Source organism: Serratia sp. CY31944, assembly GCF_052169175.1.
In the GTDB taxonomy this organism is placed as follows: domain Bacteria; phylum Pseudomonadota; class Gammaproteobacteria; order Enterobacterales; family Enterobacteriaceae; genus Serratia; species Serratia sarumanii.
The window spans coordinates 152,870-168,840 of record NZ_JBJNLG010000010.1 but is presented as its reverse complement, the minus strand read 5'-3'; the positions used below and the strand labels follow the sequence as shown (position 1 = coordinate 168,840).

Annotated in this window: 17 protein-coding genes; 7 read left to right on the top strand and 10 right to left on the bottom strand. The window is 61.3% G+C overall.

Going from position 1 to position 15,971, the window contains the following annotated elements:
- Nucleotides 1–7: 7 nt before the first annotated feature.
- The 3 genes from tauA to ACJ8IN_RS12730 all read right to left on the bottom strand — a co-directional run bounded on the left by tauA (nt 8) and on the right by ACJ8IN_RS12730 (nt 2,513).
- A complete protein-coding gene (gene tauA / locus ACJ8IN_RS12740; protein WP_033649304.1) occupies nt 8–1,003 on the bottom strand; it encodes a taurine ABC transporter substrate-binding protein in 996 nt (331 codons plus the stop codon).
- A 114-nt stretch (nt 1,004–1,117) separates the two neighbouring features.
- Entirely contained in the window at nt 1,118–1,900 is a 783-nt protein-coding gene (locus ACJ8IN_RS12735) for a PhzF family phenazine biosynthesis protein (protein WP_308326086.1), read from the bottom strand.
- Between the two features lie 10 nt (nt 1,901–1,910).
- Nucleotides 1,911–2,513 carry a LysE family translocator gene (locus tag ACJ8IN_RS12730; RefSeq protein ID WP_039569226.1) on the bottom strand — a complete coding sequence of 201 codons (603 nt, stop codon included), beginning with the start codon at nt 2,511–2,513 and terminating at the stop codon, nt 1,911–1,913.
- Nucleotides 2,514–2,631: 118 nt separating this feature from the next.
- On the opposite strand from ACJ8IN_RS12730, the gene ACJ8IN_RS12725 reads away from it, so the two are divergent.
- The 3 genes from ACJ8IN_RS12725 to ACJ8IN_RS12715 all read left to right on the top strand — a co-directional run bounded on the left by ACJ8IN_RS12725 (nt 2,632) and on the right by ACJ8IN_RS12715 (nt 4,863).
- The gene (locus ACJ8IN_RS12725; RefSeq protein WP_033649307.1) at nt 2,632–3,612 is read left to right on the top strand and encodes a hydrolase; all 981 of its coding nucleotides are present in this window, start codon (nt 2,632–2,634) and stop codon (nt 3,610–3,612) included.
- Nucleotides 3,609–3,842 (top strand): YheU family protein, encoded by a 234-nt coding sequence (locus tag ACJ8IN_RS12720; protein WP_004930376.1) that lies wholly within the window; start codon nt 3,609–3,611, stop codon nt 3,840–3,842. Before ACJ8IN_RS12725 ends, ACJ8IN_RS12720 begins: the two co-directional genes overlap by 4 nt.
- Before the next feature lie 151 nt (nt 3,843–3,993).
- Entirely contained in the window at nt 3,994–4,863 is an 870-nt protein-coding gene (locus tag ACJ8IN_RS12715) for a phosphoribulokinase (RefSeq protein ID WP_033636275.1), read from the top strand.
- A gap of 38 nt (nt 4,864–4,901) precedes the next feature.
- On the opposite strand, the gene ACJ8IN_RS12710 is transcribed toward ACJ8IN_RS12715, so the two are convergent.
- On the bottom strand, nt 4,902–5,309 hold the full coding sequence (locus ACJ8IN_RS12710) for an OsmC family protein (RefSeq protein WP_004930372.1): 408 nt from the start codon (nt 5,307–5,309) through the stop codon (nt 4,902–4,904).
- Nucleotides 5,310–5,691: 382 nt separating this feature from the next.
- On the opposite strand from ACJ8IN_RS12710, the gene crp reads away from it, so the two are divergent.
- Both crp and ACJ8IN_RS12700 read left to right on the top strand, forming a co-directional pair.
- Nucleotides 5,692–6,324, top strand: a complete 633-nt coding sequence (gene crp, locus ACJ8IN_RS12705; protein ID WP_004090925.1) for a cAMP-activated global transcriptional regulator CRP — start codon at nt 5,692–5,694, stop codon at nt 6,322–6,324.
- Nucleotides 6,325–6,374: 50 nt separating this feature from the next.
- Nucleotides 6,375–8,453, top strand: a complete 2,079-nt coding sequence (locus ACJ8IN_RS12700; protein ID WP_197772260.1) for a YccS/YhfK family putative transporter — start codon at nt 6,375–6,377, stop codon at nt 8,451–8,453.
- Between the two features lie 40 nt (nt 8,454–8,493).
- Here ACJ8IN_RS12700 and argD read toward each other — a convergent pair whose 3' ends face one another.
- From argD to ACJ8IN_RS12685, 3 genes are all read right to left on the bottom strand, one after another.
- Nucleotides 8,494–9,711, bottom strand: coding sequence for a bifunctional acetylornithine/succinyldiaminopimelate transaminase (gene argD, locus ACJ8IN_RS12695; RefSeq protein WP_033649310.1), 1,218 nt, complete (start codon nt 9,709–9,711; stop codon nt 8,494–8,496).
- Between the two features lie 131 nt (nt 9,712–9,842).
- A complete protein-coding gene (locus tag ACJ8IN_RS12690; RefSeq protein ID WP_033654864.1) occupies nt 9,843–10,418 on the bottom strand; it encodes an aminodeoxychorismate synthase component II in 576 nt (191 codons plus the stop codon).
- Nucleotides 10,419–10,490: 72 nt separating this feature from the next.
- Nucleotides 10,491–12,017, bottom strand: coding sequence for a helicase HerA-like domain-containing protein (locus ACJ8IN_RS12685; RefSeq protein ID WP_308326087.1), 1,527 nt, complete (start codon nt 12,015–12,017; stop codon nt 10,491–10,493).
- Nucleotides 12,018–12,227: 210 nt separating this feature from the next.
- On the opposite strand from ACJ8IN_RS12685, the gene ACJ8IN_RS12680 reads away from it, so the two are divergent.
- Both ACJ8IN_RS12680 and ACJ8IN_RS12675 read left to right on the top strand, forming a co-directional pair.
- Entirely contained in the window at nt 12,228–12,497 is a 270-nt protein-coding gene (locus tag ACJ8IN_RS12680; protein WP_033636282.1) for a hypothetical protein, read from the top strand.
- 17 nt (nt 12,498–12,514) lie between these two features.
- Complete coding sequence (locus tag ACJ8IN_RS12675; protein WP_308326088.1) at nt 12,515–12,793, top strand: type II toxin-antitoxin system RelE/ParE family toxin; 279 nt, start codon at nt 12,515–12,517, stop codon at nt 12,791–12,793.
- Here the strand turns inward: ACJ8IN_RS12675 and btsR are convergent, their stop codons facing one another.
- The 3 genes from btsR to ppiA form a co-directional block, all read right to left on the bottom strand.
- Nucleotides 12,794–13,519 (bottom strand): two-component system response regulator BtsR, encoded by a 726-nt coding sequence (gene btsR, locus ACJ8IN_RS12670; RefSeq protein WP_047570270.1) that lies wholly within the window; start codon nt 13,517–13,519, stop codon nt 12,794–12,796. It lies immediately after the preceding gene.
- Nucleotides 13,519–15,204 (bottom strand): sensor histidine kinase, encoded by a 1,686-nt coding sequence (locus tag ACJ8IN_RS12665; protein ID WP_033636285.1) that lies wholly within the window; start codon nt 15,202–15,204, stop codon nt 13,519–13,521. Before ACJ8IN_RS12665 ends, btsR begins: the two co-directional genes overlap by 1 nt.
- Before the next feature lie 156 nt (nt 15,205–15,360).
- Nucleotides 15,361–15,930, bottom strand: coding sequence for a peptidylprolyl isomerase A (gene ppiA, locus ACJ8IN_RS12660; RefSeq protein WP_033636286.1), 570 nt, complete (start codon nt 15,928–15,930; stop codon nt 15,361–15,363).
- Nucleotides 15,931–15,971: the final 41 nt, after the last annotated feature.

Genomic DNA, 15,971 nt, shown 5'->3' with positions numbered 1-15,971 from the left:
TGCTTCCTTACGACTGCGGCGCAGCCTGCACCTGTTTCACAAAGCGGTCGGTCACGTAAGCGCTGTAGTCGCTGTCGACCTGCGGGATCTTGCCCTGCTGCTTGAGGAATTCGGCGGTATCGCGGATCGCCTTGTCCACCGGCTGGCCGAGCTGGGCAACCTGATCCGCCACCGGCAGATAACGGTTTCCCTTCACCAGCTCCGGCACCTGCGCTTCCGGCACGCCGCTCAGGCGCGCCAGCGTGCTGAGATGGCTCGGATCTTTCAGCCACTGCTCCGGCGCCGCCAGGTAGGCCTTTTGCGCCTGTAGGGCGCTGGCGGCAAAGGCGGTCACCACGTCGGGATGTTTCTCGGCAAAGTCTTTGCGCACCACCCACACGTCCAGCGTCGGCGAGCCCCATTCGCCCACCTGCGCGGAGTCGGTCAACACCTTGCCCTGTTTGGCCAGTTCGTTGACCACCGGCGCCCAGACGTAAGCGCCGTCGATGTCGCCGCGCTGCCAGGCGGCGGCGATGGCCGGCGGCTGCAGATTGAGGATCTTCACCTGCTCAGGCTTGATGCCCCAATGCTTGAGCGAGGCCAGCAGGCTGTAATGGGTGGTGGAGATAAACGGCACCGCAATGCGCTTGCCGATCAGATCCTGCGGGCTTTTGATGTCATTCTTCACCACCAGCGCTTCGGAGCTGCCGAGCTGCGAGGCGATGAGGAACACTTCGATGGGGAGTTTCTGGCTGGCGGCCACCGCCAGCGGGCTGGAGCCGATATTGCCGATCTGCACGTCGCCGGAGGCCAGCGCACGCAGCACGCTGGAGCCGCTGTCGAACTTACGCCAGTCGACGGTCGCGCCGGACCGTTTGGCGAAGCTGTTTTCCGCCTGCGCCACCTTGGCCGGCTCCGCCGACGTCTGGTACGCCACGGTCACGTCCACCGCATAAGCGCTGGCCGCGCTGAGCGCCAGCGCCAACAGCGCCGCGTTGCGTAAGGAAAAGAGTTTGCCCGCCATGTTCCGCTCCGTTGATAAAAATCTGTTCAGTTGCTGACAGTTTTATCTGAGCGGTGACGGGCGATAAAAGAATAAAAAAGTCTTCTTTATTACCCTGCGTAATATAAACGCGGATTACAGCGCGATCGTCCCGTGCAGGAACACGTGAGCATAGCCGCCGAGCAGCGTACGATCCCCTTGCAGTTCGCAGAACAGTTCGCCGCCGCGTGCCGAGACCTGCTGCGCCTGCAGCCGATGGCGGCCGAGACGCGCCGTCCAGTAAGGCATCAGCGTGCAGTGCGCGGAGCCGGTAACCGGATCTTCACCGCCGTCGAGCGTGAAATAGCGCGAAACGAAGTCCACGGTGTCACCGGGCGCAGTGACGATCACCGCACACCCGGCCAGCGCGATCAGCGCCGGGATGTCCGGCCGCAGCGCGCGCACCTGCGCCTCGTTTTCCAGCACCACCATCAGCGCTTTCGCCTGCCACACCTCCTGCGGCTGCACGCCCAGCAGCGCCGCGAGGCCCGTCGGCTCAGCCACCTTCTGCGGCGGCCGAGCGGGGAAGTCGAGCACCAGCCGTTCCCCGTCCTGCGCATCGCGCTTGACGAACAGCTCGCCGCCGGCCGAGCGGAAGCGAATATCCTGCAGCGCCGGGTTAACCACGCTGAACATCACATGCGCCGCCGCCAGGGTGCCGTGGCCACAGAGATCGACCTCGCGCTGCGGGGTAAACCAGCGGATGGCGGTCATATCGCCGTCATCCCAGACAAAGCTGGTTTCCGGCAGGCCGATCTCGTTGGCGATCGCCTGCAGCCGCGCCGCCGGCAGCGACTGCGTCAGCAGGCACACCCCGGCCGGGTTGCCGCGCAGCCCTTCGCCGGTAAAGGCAACCACGTGATAATAATTTTCCGCCATCGTTCGCTCCTTAATGCCAGATCAGTAACACACAGGCTGCGGTCAACAACCCCATGGAAACGTTGAAGATAACCCAGGCCTTTTTGCTGCGCAGCAGGCGGCCGATCAGGGTGCCGAACGCCAGCCAGATAATGCCGGCGACGATGTTGACCGCCAAAATGCCCAGCGCGATCGCCGCAATGGACCCGTTGTACTTATCGCCCGCCAGGCTGAAGCTGGCCACCGCCCCCAGCGCCATCAGCCAGGCTTTCGGGTTGAGGAACTGCAGCAGCCAGCCCTGATACAGCCGCACCGGCTGCGGCGGCGCCACGTCGGTTTCCAGTTTTTCATAGGCGGCGGTGGCGACTTTCCACGCCAGCCACAGCAGGTACAGGCTGCCGAGGATTTTCAGGATCAGGTGCAGCGACGGGTAAACCAGGATCAGGCTGCCGACGCCGAAGGCCACCAGCAGCAAAATGCTTTGCATGCCGAGCATGATGCCGATCATCAGCCACAGCGAACGCATAAAGCCGAAGTTGGCGCCGGAAGTGGTCAGCAGCAGGTTATTGGGGCCGGGCGTGATGGCGGCGACCCACAGGAAGCCCAGCATCGAAAGGAATAAACTCGGTTCCATGGCACGGGTGCTCCTCACCCAAGGTGCTTTTTTGCAGTATCATTGTTAATTCTTGGTATTGAAGCTAACAGTGCGCTAGGGATCTCACAATAGCCGCCCACAACATTTTACTCAGCCTATGCCTAACACCTTTCGCCCTCTGACCGGGGCCAGTAACCCGCACCTGCAAACGCTGTTGCCGCGGCTGGTGCGCCGCCGCGTATTATTGAAACCGCATTGGCAGCGGCTGGAATTGCCCGACGGCGATTTCGTCGATCTCGCCTGGAGCGAAGATCCGGCGCAGGCGCGCGACAAACCGCGCGCGGTGCTGTTCCACGGCCTGGAGGGCAGCTTCTACAGCCCCTACGCGCATGGCCTGCTCAACGCCTGGCGCGAGCGCGGCTGGCTCGGCGTGGTGATGCACTTTCGCGGCTGCAGCGGCGTGCCCAATCGCAAGCAGCGCATCTACCACTCCGGTGAAACCGAAGACGCGCGCTTCTTCCTGCGCTGGCTGCGCGACCGCTACGGCGAGGTGCCGACCGCGGCGGTCGGCGTTTCACTCGGCGGCAACATGCTGGCCTGCTATCTGGCGCAGCAAGGCGCCGACAGCCTGCTGCAGGCGGCGGTGGTGGTCTCGGCGCCGCTGATGCTGGAGCCTTGCGCCTACCGCATGGAGCAAGGCTTTTCCCGCGTTTATCAGCGCTACCTGCTGGGGCAGCTGAAACAAAACGCCACCCGCAAGCTGTTGCACTACCCGGACACCCTGCCGCTCAAGCTGTCCCAACTGAACGGTCTGCGGCGCATCCGCGAATTCGACGACGCCATCACCTCGCGCATTCACGGCTTCAGTGACGCCACCGACTATTATCGCCGCTGCAGCGCCCTGCCGCTGTTGCCGGCTGTCCAAACGCCGCTGCTGATCATCCATGCGAAGGACGATCCCTTCATGACCCCTGAGGTGATCCCCGACGTCGCCGGCCTGCCGCGCAATATCGAATATCAGCTGACCGAGTTCGGCGGCCACGTCGGCTTCGTCGGCGGCACGCTGAAAAAACCATACATGTGGCTGGAGCATCGCATTCCGGCCTGGCTTTCCCCTTATCTGGACATCCCGACGTGATCATTCCCTGGCAAGAACTGGCAACCGACACCCTCAACAGCCTGATCGAATCTTTTGTACTGCGCGAAGGCACCGATTACGGCGAGCACGAACGCTCGCTGGAACAGAAGGTGGAGGACGTGCGCCGCCAGCTGAAAAACGGCGAAGTGGTGCTGGTGTGGTCAGAACTGCACGAGAGCGTCAACATCATGCCGCGCGGCCAGTTCCGCGCCGGGCAGGAAGAAATTTAGTGGCGATCGGTTCTATGACTGACGGAAAAAATCAGGTAACAATGGGGCATTGCAAACCAGCGCGCGCCATTTTTTCCCGAGATAGAGAGCGTCAACAAGAGCCACAATAATCCCCTGACGCCGGCGCATTCAACACGGAGTGACAACCACCATGTCTGCCAAACATCCCGTTATCGCGGTGACCGGTTCCAGCGGCGCCGGCACCACCACCACCAGCGTGGCGTTCCGCAAAATATTCCAACAGCTCAACATCCGCGCCGCCGAGCTGGAGGGCGACAGCTTCCACCGCTACACCCGGCCGGAAATGGACGCGGCGATCCGCAAGGCGCGCGATCTGGGCAGACACATCAGCTATTTCGGCCCCGAGGCCAACGACTTCGGCCTGCTGCAGCAGAGCTTCATCGACTACGGCAAGAACGGCACCGGCCGCTCGCGCAAGTATCTGCACACCTACGACGAAGCGGTGCCCTACAATCAGGTGCCGGGTACCTTCACCCCGTGGGAACCGCTGCCGGCGCCGACCGACGTGCTGTTTTACGAGGGGCTGCACGGCGGCGTGGTCACCGAGCACCACGACGTGGCCAACCACGTCGATCTGCTGGTCGGCGTGGTACCGATCGTCAACCTGGAATGGATCCAGAAACTGATCCGCGATACCGGCGAGCGCGGCCACTCCCGCGAAGCGGTAATGGATTCGGTGGTGCGTTCGATGGAAGACTACATCAACTACATCACGCCGCAGTTCTCGCGCACCCACATCAACTTCCAGCGCGTGCCGACGGTGGACACCTCCAACCCGTTCGCCGCCAAGGCGATTCCCTCACTGGACGAAAGCTTCGTGGTGATCCACTTCCGCGGGCTGGATCAAATTGACTTCCCCTATTTGCTGGCGATGCTGCAGGGCTCGTTTATCTCGCACATCAATACGTTAGTGGTGCCGGGCGGCAAGATGGGGCTGGCGATGGAACTGATCATGGCGCCGCTGGTGCAGCGGTTGCTGGAAGGCAAGAAGATCGAATAAACGCGTTGAGCGCGGCGCCGGGCCGCGCTCCGCCTCGATTACGCCGGTTGGCGGATCTCGAAGCTGTGGGTCACCGTGGCGGCCTTGTTGAGCATCAGCGCCACCGAGCAATATTTCTCCGCCGACAGGTTCACCGCACGCTCGACGATCTTGTCGGTCAGGTCCTGGCCGGTAACGATGAAATGCAGGTTGATATGGGTGAACAACCGCGGAGCTTCTTCGCGGCGCTCGGAGGTCAGCTTCACCTCGCAGTCGCGCACGTCGTTGCGCCCTTTTTGCAGGATGGACACCACGTCGATCGCGCTGCAGCCGCCCACCGACATCAGCACCATCTCCATCGGGCTGGGTGCTTTATCGCCGGCGTTGCCGTCCATCAGCACCTGGTGGCCGGAGGCCGATTCACCCAAAAACGTTAACCCTTCCACCCATTTAACTCTTGCCTGCATTCTGGTCACTCCGGTTGATTTCTTAAAATCAGAGTACGCTTTCGCATAGAAACAGGCAACGTAACCTGATGCTAATCATGCTGAAGCGAGACAACACGAGACACCCGCCTTACTCTGTGCTACAAACAGAGCCGCAATAAATCTTTCCGGGACACTGAATTTCAGGGAAACGCCCAGAGAAAGGCTCCTTTACCGGTATGTTAACAGAATGTAGCTTGCAGCGCTTACGGCAAGTTAATATGCTAGAGCGACAGCGTATTTTTATGACACGCCTCAAAACTTGCCGGTAGCCCTCGCTCATGACTGCGGCTACAGGCGGGTTTTACAGGGAACTCTGACCCCTGTGACACAAGGCAGCGATAACAACAGAGGATAACAGCGAATGGTTCTCGGCAAACCGCAAACAGACCCTACTCTCGAATGGTTCCTGTCTCATTGCCATATCCACAAATATCCATCGAAGAGTACGCTGATTCACCAAGGTGAAAAGGCCGAAACGCTTTACTACATCGTGAAAGGCTCCGTCGCGGTGCTGATCAAGGATGAAGAAGGTAAAGAGATGATCCTGTCCTACCTCAACCAGGGGGATTTCATCGGCGAGCTCGGATTGTTCGAAGAAGGCCAGGAGCGCAGCGCCTGGGTTCGCGCGAAAACCGCCTGTGAAGTGGCCGAAATTTCCTACAAGAAATTCCGCCAGCTGATCCAGGTGAACCCGGACATCCTGATGCGTCTGTCCGCCCAAATGGCGAGCCGCCTGCAGGTCACCTCCGAAAAAGTGGGCAACCTCGCCTTCCTGGACGTTACCGGCCGCATCGCGCAAACCCTGCTGAATCTGGCGAAGCAACCCGACGCCATGACTCACCCGGACGGCATGCAGATCAAGATCACCCGCCAGGAGATCGGCCAGATCGTCGGCTGCTCGCGCGAAACCGTTGGCCGTATTCTGAAAATGCTGGAAGATCAAAACCTGATTTCCGCCCACGGCAAAACCATTGTCGTCTACGGCACCCGTTAATCCCTGAAGAAACGGCGCAATCTGCGCCGTTTTTTTATCTGCTCTCTGCCATGTGGCGCCGCCTGATCTACCACCCGGAAATCAACTACGCACTGCGACAAACGCTGGTGTTGTGCCTGCCGGTGCTGTTCGGCTTGTTGATAGGCCAGCTGCAGCTCGGCCTGATGTTCTCTCTGGTGCCCGCCTGCTGCAATATCGCCGGTCTGGACACGCCGCATAAGCGCTTCTTTAAACGGCTGGTGGTTGGCGGCTCGCTGTTCGCCTTCAGCAGCGTGCTGCTGCAACAGGCGCTGCTGTGGCACGTGCCGCTGCCGGCGCTGATGCTGGGCCTGGCGCTGCTGCTCGGCGTCACCGGTGAAATCAGCCCGCTGCACGCCCGGCTGTTGCCAGCGGCGCTGGTGGCCGCCATCTTCGCCCTCAGCACGGCCGGCACGGTGCCTCTCTGGCAGGCGCCGCTGCTGTACGCCATCGGCACCGTCTGGTACGGCTTATTCACCTGGTTCTGGTTCAAGCTGTGGAAAGAGCAGCCGATGCGCGAGACCCTGAGCCAGCTCTACCTGGAACTGGCGGACTATTTCGAAGCCAAATACTCGCTGCTGACCCAGCACACCGATCCGCAAACCGCGCTGCCGCCGCTGCTGGTGCGCCAGCAAAAGGTGATGGATCTGATCAGCCTGTTGTACCAACAGCTTAATTTCCTGCCGCACGCCAACAACCTCGAGCAAAAGCGCCTGCAGCGCGCCTTTCAGGTAGCGATGGACCTGCAGGAGCACATCACCGTCAGCCTGCATCTGCCGGAGGAGGTGCAAAAACTGGTGGAGCAGAGCCAGGCCGAAGCGATCATTCGCCGCAACGCTCAGGTGATCGCCGGCCGGCTGCGTGTAGTGGCGCACGATATTCTCTATCATCAACATTCGAAGCGCTTCTCCATGGCCCACGAGCTGGCGGCGCTGGAAAAAATGGCGGCGCAGCATCCCGATAACCCGGTCGGCCAGTTTTGTTATTACCACTTCAGCCGCATCGCCCGCCTGCTGCGCACCCAGCATCCGCTATACCGCCGCGACCTGATGCCCGGCCAGCACCGCCTGCCGTTTTGGCCGGCGCTGGCCAGCTATCTGTCGTTCAAGTCCACCGCCCTGCGCAACGCCGCGCGGCTGGGCGTGACGCTGGCAGTCGGCAGCAGCCTGGGTGCGGTGTTCAATCTGCCGAAGCCTTACTGGATCCTGCTCACCATCATGCTGGTGAGCCAAAACGGGTATAACGCCACCCGGGTGCGTATTCAGCACCGTGCGCTGGGCACGATTGCCGGGCTTTTGCTGGCGGCCGGGCTGCTGCAGCTGCAGTTGCCGGAAGGCGAAACGCTGAGCATCATGTTGGTGATCACGCTGCTGGCCTACCTGGTTTCGCGCAAGAACTACGGGCTGTCGGTGATTGGCTTTACGGTCACGGCGGTTTACACCCTGCAGCTGCTGGCGCTGAACGGCTCGCATTTTCTGGTGCCGCGCCTGATCGATACGCTGATCGGCTGCGTGTTGGCGTTCGGCGGCACCATTTGGCTGTGGCCGCAGTGGCAAAGCGGGCTGCTGCGCAAGAATGCCCATCAGGCGCTGGAGCACGATCAAACCGCGCTGCGGTTGATGCTGGAACAGCCGGAACCGGACGCCACCGCGTTGGCCTATACCCGCATGCAGGTCAACCAGGCGCACAATGCGCTATTCACCTCGCTCAATCAGGCGATGCAGGAGCCGGGATTCGCGTCGGACTATCTGGCGGACATGCGGCTGTGGGTCACGCATAGCCAGTTCATCGTCGAGCACCTGAACGCCATGACCATTCTGGCGCGCGAACACTACATGCTGACGCCAAAACTGGCGGAAGCGTATCTGCAGGCCTGTGAAATCGCGCTGCAAAGCTGCCAACAGCGGTTGGAATACGACGGCCCGAGCAGCGGCAACAGCGGCATCATGCAGCCGCCGGATCTGCATCCGGAGATGCCCGTTACCGAGATGGAGCGCCATCTGCGGCGCATTCTGTCGCACCTGAGCGTGATGCACACCATTTCTTCGCTGGCCTGGCGCCAGCGCCCGCACCACGGCATTTGGCTCAAGCGCAAACTGCGCGATCAATAAGGGCGCGGCATGCCGCGCCCCGTTATATGCCGCGCGGGCGTCAGGCGTTGATCACATCCTGCACCGCCAGCTCGAACAGCGCCATGCCGGCCTCGATATCCTGCAGCTCCACCACCAGCGACGGCGCGAAGCGGATCACGTTCGGCCCGGCGTTGAGGATCATCAACCCGCGCGCGGCGGCGGCGGTGAGGAAGTCGCGCGCTCTGCCGTGATAATGCGGCGTCAGCTCGGCGCCAATCAGCAACCCCATGCCGCGAATCGCGGTGAAAATACCGTATTTATCGCCGATATGCTGCAAAGCCTGCACATACAGCGCATGACGCTGCTCGATGCCGCTCAGCACCTCCGGCGTATTGATCACGTCCAGCGCCGCCTCCGCCACCGCGCAGGCCAGCGGGTTGCCGCCGTAGGTGGTGCCGTGGGTGCCCACCTGCATCACCGACGCAATGTCTTCGGTAGTCAGCATGGCGCTGACCGGGAAACCGCCGCCCAGCGCCTTGGCGGTGGTGAGAATGTCCGGCGTCACGCCATAATGCATATAGGCGAACAGTTTGCCGCTGCGCCCCATGCCGCTTTGCACTTCGTCGAACACCAGCAGCGCCTGATGTTGGTCGCACAGCTCGCGCACGCCTTTGAGGAAGCCGGCGTCGACCGGCGTAATGCCGCCCTCGCCCTGAATCGGCTCCATCACCACCGCGCAGGTGTGGTCGTCCATCACCGCCTTCACCGCCGCCAAATCGTTGAACGGCACGTGCACGATGTCGGCCGGCTTCGGCCCGAACCCGTCGGAATATTTGGCCTGCCCGCCCACCGACACGGTGAACAGCGTGCGGCCGTGGAACGCGTTATAGAAGGCGATGATTTTGGTTTTGTAAGGGCTGTGGCGGGTGATGGCGTAATGACGCGCCAGTTTGAACGCCGCCTCGTTGGCCTCTGCGCCGGAGTTGGCGAAGAACACCCGATCGGCGAAGGTGGCGTCGATCAGCTTGCTCGCCAGGCGCAGCGCCGGTTCATTGGTGAAGACGTTGCTGGTATGCCACAGGGTTTCGCCCTGGCGTTTGAGCGCCTCGACCAGCGCCGGATGGCAATGCCCCAGCGCCGTCACCGCGATGCCGCCGGAAAAATCGATGTACTCTTTTCCCTGTTGATCCCAGACCCGGCTGCCTTGGCCGCGCACCGGCACAAACTGGGCAGGTGCATAAACAGGCAGGATCACCTGGTCAAAGGTGCTGCGGCTCACTGCGGATTTTTCAGTCATTTTCGGCTCCACCCTGAAGGTTTTTCAGCGCTATCGTAATGTTAGATTGAAAACATAATCACGAAATATGCATAAAAAACCAATCGAGCGCAAACGCAAAACGCCTGGCGAGCGAAAAAAACGCATCGGGATTAACGCTGGAGGAAATTATCCAGCAGCTGATGGCCCTGCTCGCTGAGCACGCTTTCCGGATGGAACTGCACGCCTTCCAGCGCCAAAGTGCGGTGGCGGATGCCCATGATCTCGTCGCGCACGCCGTCGCGTTCGCTCCAGGCGGTCACTTCAAAACAGTCCGGCAGCGTATCGGCTTTCAGCACCAGCGAGTGATAGCGGGTCACGGTCAGCGGATCGCTCAGGCCGCGAAACACGCCGACGCCCAGATGACGAATCGCCGAGGTTTTGCCGTGCATCACCGCGCGGGCGCGCACCACCTCGGCGCCGAACGCCTGCCCCAGCGCCTGGTGCCCCAGGCACACGCCGAGGATCGGCAGCTTGCCGGCGAAATGACGAATGGCGGCCAGCGAGATACCCGCTTCGTTCGGGGTACAGGGGCCAGGGGAAATTACCAGATGCTGCGGCGCCAGCCGCTCGATATCGGCCAGCTGCAGCTCATCGTTGCGCTTCACCAGCACCTCGGCGCCCAATTCGCAGAAGTACTGGTAAAGGTTATAGGTAAAGGAGTCGTAGTTATCGATCAGCAGCAGCATGTTAGGTCCGGCAGAGAAAAATGCCGCCACAGTGTACTGATTTAACCCGCCGCTGCCGACGATAATTTCCGCTTACTTTTTACGGCCGCCGGTGATCGAGCCCAGCACGCCGCGCAGGATCTGGCGGCCGAGATCGCGCGCCATGCTCTTGGCAGCGGTCTGGACGATGCCGTCGCGCTTGCCGCCGCGCGGGCCGGTGGAACCGAACAGCAGCTCGTTCAGGCCGTCCATCAGGCCGCCGCCCGCCTGCTGTTGTTGCTGTTGCGCCTGCGGTTGCTGCCCCTGCTGCGGGGTGCCGACGGTGGCAAAACCGCCCGACGACAGCTTCTCGTAAGCGGACTCGCGGTCAATCATATCCTCATAGCGGCCATACAGCGGCGACTTGTTGATCGCACTGTTCAGCCCTTCCGCGCCGAGCATGCCCATTTTGGATTCCGGCGCGATCACCATCGCCCGCTCCACCACGTTCGGCCGGCCCTTCTCGTCGAGGAATGACACCAGCGCTTCACCCACGCCCAGCTCGGTGATCGCCGTTTCGGCATCGAAGGCCGGGTTGGCGCGCAGGGTTTGCGCCGCCGTCTTCACCGCCTTCTGATCGCGCGGCGTGAAGGCACGCAGCGCATGCTGCACGCGGTTGCCCAGCTGGCCCAGCACGCTGTCCGGGATGTCCAGCGGATTCTGGGTGACAAAGTAAATGCCGACGCCTTTGGAGCGGATCAGGCGCACCACCTGTTCGATCTTGGTCAGCAGCGCCGCCGGCGCATCGTTGAACAGCAGGTGCGCCTCATCGAAGAAGAACACCAGCTTCGGCTGTTCAGGGTCGCCCACTTCCGGCAGGTGCTCGAACAGCTCAGCCAGCAGCCACAGCAGGAACACCGAATACAGCTTCGGCTGATTGATCAGCTTGTCCGCCGCCAGCAGGTTGATCACGCCGTGGCCGTTGGCGTCGGTTTTCATCAGATCGTTGATGTCGAGCATCGGCTCGCCGAAGAACTGGTCGGCGCCCTGCTCTTCCAGCGTCAGCAACCCGCGCTGAATGGCGCCGATCGACGCGGCAGAGATATTGCCGTACTGGGTCTGGAATTGTTTGGCGTTGTCGCCGACGAACTGCATCATGGCGCGCAGATCCTTCATGTCCAGCAACAGCAGCGCGTTGTCATCGGCGATCTTGAACACCAGCTGCAGCACGCCGCTTTGCACCTCGTTCAGATCCAACAGGCGCCCCAGCAGCAGCGGCCCGAGATCGGAAATCGTGGCGCGGATCGGGTGCCCCTTTTCACCGTAAATATCCCACGGGATAATGGTGCAGGCCTGCGGCTGCCAGTCGCTGACGCCGATCGCCGCCAGGCGCGCCTGCAGTTTCTCGGAAGGCACGCCCTCGGCGCCGATGCCGGACAGATCGCCCTTCACGTCCGCCAGGAACACCGGCACGCCGATGCGCGAGAACTGTTCGGCCATTTTCTGCAGCGTCACCGTCTTGCCGGTGCCGGTTGCCCCGGTGATCAGCCCGTGGCGGTTGGCCAACGCCGGCAAAATCACCAGATCCTGCTCCGGTTTTCCGTCTTTCATCGCTTTGGCGATAATCCGTGGTTCACTCATTTTCTGTTCCTTTGACGCTGACGCGGCGCGAAACGCGCCTGTGGATGCAATAAAGCTATAAGCGCCGCGTAACCCCGTCAAGGACAAACAAAATGGGTGCCGTCGGGGCCTGATGAATTCAGATTGCGCTTAGCGTCAAAGCGCCTTTGCTTGAACAATAAAGCACCAGTGCTATAGTGAGCATTACGCTGTATATACGAGGTAAATACCATGTCTGAATCTACCGTGGTAATCCGCGTGGATGAAGAGTTAAAAACCGCTTTCGCCAGCGCGGCAAAGGCCGCCGATCGCACGGCTTCGCAACTGCTGCGTGATTTCATGCGCGAGTTTGTCAGCCGCCAGGCGCAACAGGAAGAGTACGACCAGTGGTTAAAGGAAAAGGTCGAAGTAAGCCGCAAGGCGTTGCGTGAAGGCAAATTCGCCGACGATGAAGAGGTGGCCGCTTATTTCGCCGAACGCAGAGCTAAATCAACGCAATAAAACACAAAAGGACTTTTGTGAAACTGACATGGACGGAACCCGCCATCGCCGATCGTCTGGCGATTTATGAATGGTTGGAACTTAAAAATCCGGCCGCCGCCGCAGAAAATGATGCACAAATCGCTGACGCGGCGGCACGCCTCGTGCATCATCCCGCCATCGGGAAAACGGGGCGGATAGCCGGTACGCGCGAGCTGGTCATCTCCCCGTCCTATTTGCTGGTCTATGAATGGGCGGCTCAACGCGTCATCGTATTGGCCATCGTGCATACTCGCCGTCGGTGGCCGCCGGCATAGTCACCCCCGCAGCCCCAGTTGCTCCTTCAGCGCTTTCAAATAGCGCCGGCTGACCGGCACCGGATCGCCGGCCGACATGATCATCTCCGCCGCGCCTCCCTCTTCGAAGCGGATCTCGCGCACCTGCTCCAGATTGACCAGATACTGCCGATGGCAGCGCACCAGCGGCGTGCGGCTTTCCAGCGTGCGCAGCGTCAGCTCGGTGAAACATTCCATGCCGTCGCTGCGCACCACGAAGACCCCGCTCAGTTTGGAGCGGATCGCCAGCACTTCGTCGAAGCGCAGCAGATAGATGCGGCTGTGGCCGGTGCAGGGAATGTATTTCAGGTAACCGGCGCTCTCTTCCAGCGCCGTCACGTCCTGCGGCGCACTGCGCTGCCGCAGGCGTTGCAGCGTCTTGCTCAGCCGCTTCGGCTCCGCCGGCTTCAACAGGTAGTCGAAGGCGTGCTCCTCGAACGCCTGCACCGCGTATTCGTCGTAGGCAGTCAGAAACACGATGTGCGGCATGCGGTTGGGATCCAGCATGCCGACCATTTCCAGCCCGCTGATGCGCGGCATCTGGATATCGAGAAACACCACGTCCGGCTGCAGCCGGTGGATCTGGCTGATGGCTTCAATGGCGTTGGCGCACTCGCCGATAATCGCGATCCCCGCTTCAGCTTCCAGCAGGTGGCGCAGGTTGTCGCGGGCGGAAGGTTCATCGTCAACAATCAGTGCGTTTAACATCAGGCGGCCCTCTCCATGGGAACATTGAGCGTAATGCGGGTGTAGGCGTCCGGTCGGCAATCCACCTGCACGCCATAGCCTTCGCCGTAGCGCACGCGAATGCGTTTATCCACCAGATTCATCCCCAGCCCGCTGCAGTTCGGTTTCGGCTGAAACAGCCCGGCGTTGTCCGTCACCTGCAGCAGCAGATGCTCCCCTTCGCAGCAGGCGCCGATTTCGATGCGGCCCACGCCCAGCAGATGCGAGGTGCCATGCTTGATGGCGTTCTCGACGATCGGCTGCAGCGAGAACGCCGGCAGCCGCACCGCCAACAGAGCCTCCGGCAGCGATACCGCGATCTCCAGCCGATCGGCGAAGCGCGCTTTCTCGATCTGCAGGTAGGCATTCACGTGTTCAATCTCGTCCGCCAGGCTGACTTCGTCATCGGAACGTTTGAGGTTTTTACGAAAGAAGGTCGAGAGAGACTGCACCAGATCGCAGGCGCGTTCGCCATCGCGGCGGATCACCGCCACCAGGGTATTCAAGGCATTGAACAGGAAATGCGGATTGACCTGCGCATGCAGCAACTTGATCTCCGACTGCGCCAGCAGCTGCTTGTGGCGCTCGTACTGTCCGGCCATGATCTGCGCCGACAGCAGGCTGGCGATGCCTTCGCCCAGCGTACGGTTGATGGTGCTGAACAGCTGGCTTTTCGGCTCATACAGCTTGATGGTGCCGATCACCCGCTGATTTTCGCCGCGCAGCGGGATCACCAGCGTCGAACCCAGCTTGCAGGCAGGATTGATCGAGCAGCAGTAAGAGAGCTGATTGCCGTCGGCGTACACCACCTCGTTGTTGTCGATGGCGCGATGCGAATGCACCGAGGCGATCGGCGTGCCCGGCAGGTGGTGGTCGTCGCCGATGCCGATAAACGCCAGCAGCTTGTCGCGATCGGTGATCGCCACCGCGCCGATGCCCAGCTCCTGATAGATCACCCGGGCGACCTTCATGCTGTTCTCCTGATCGAAGCCCTGCCGCAGGATGCCCTCGGTGCGCTCGGCGATCTTCAGCGCCTTGGAAGAGAAGGCGCTGGTGTATTTTTCGAACATCGCGCGCCGATCCAGCAGGATTTGCATGAACATCGCCGCGCCGACGGTATTGGCGATCATCATCGGCAGCGCGATGTGCTCCACCAACTGCAACGCTTCGTCGTAGGGGCGCGCCACCGCCAGGATGATCGCCATCTGCAGCACTTCCGCCACCAGCGCCACGCCGCCGACAAACAGCGGATTGAACAGCAGCTCGATGCGCCCGCGGCGCATGGCGATGCTGTGTACGATGCCGCCGACCAGGCCTTCCGACACCGTGGAGATCGCGCAGGCCACGTCGGTCATGCCGCCGAGCGTATAGCGGTGCAGGCCGCCGGTCAGCCCGACCAGAAAGCCCACCGACGGCCCGCCCAGCAGACCGCCCAGGACCGCGCCTATCGCGCGGGTGTTGGCGATCGAATCCTGAATGTGCAGCCCGAAATAGGTGCCCATGATGCAGAACACCGAGAAGATCACGTAGCACAGCAGCTTGTGCGGCAGGCGGATGGTCACCTGCATCAGCGGGATGAACAGCGGGGTTTTGCTCAGCAGATAGGCGATAACGAGATAGACGCACATCTGCTGCAACAGCAACAGCACCTGGTTAAATTCATACATGGCAGCTACTCATCCAGAGACAACAAAGGGCGAACGCCGGATTTCCGGTCTGATTATTGTCTGCCGATTAGAGCATGAGGCGCGGGAGAAAACAGTGATGAAGGCAAGGCTTCGGGAGGAAGGAGCGGCCGACCCCAACGGGATCGGCCAAAAAACTTACGGCAGCACCTTGGCCGACAGAATCACCACCGGTTTGGTCGGCACATTCTGGTAAGGGCCGACGTTGCCGGTCGGCACCTGGGCAATTTTGTCCACCACGTCCATGCCTTTCACCACTTTGCCGAACACCGCGTAGCCGAAGTCACGCTGGCCGTGATCCAGGAAGGCGTTATCCGCCACGTTCAGGAAGAACTGGCTGGTGGCGCTGTCCTTGTCGGCGGTGCGCGCCATCGAGATGGTGCCGCGCAGGTTGCGCAAGCCGTTGTCGGCTTCGTTCTTGATCGGCGCCTTGGTGGATTTTTGCTGCATGTCAGCGGTGAAACCGCCGCCCTGGATCATAAAGCCCGGGATCACGCGATGGAAAATGGTGTTGTTGTAGTACCCGCTGTTCACGTAATCGACGAAGTTCTGGGTGGAAACCGGTGCCTTCTGGCTGTCGAGCGCCAACTCGATATTCCCCGCCGAGGTCGTCAGCATGACGTGGGTCTCACCGGCGGCGAGTGCGGCTGGCGCCATCGCTGTGAGGGAACACAGCGCGACGAAGGTCACTAAAGTACGTTTGAACATTAACGGGTCCTTTCTCTGAGAGACAAACAACGGAAAAGCGC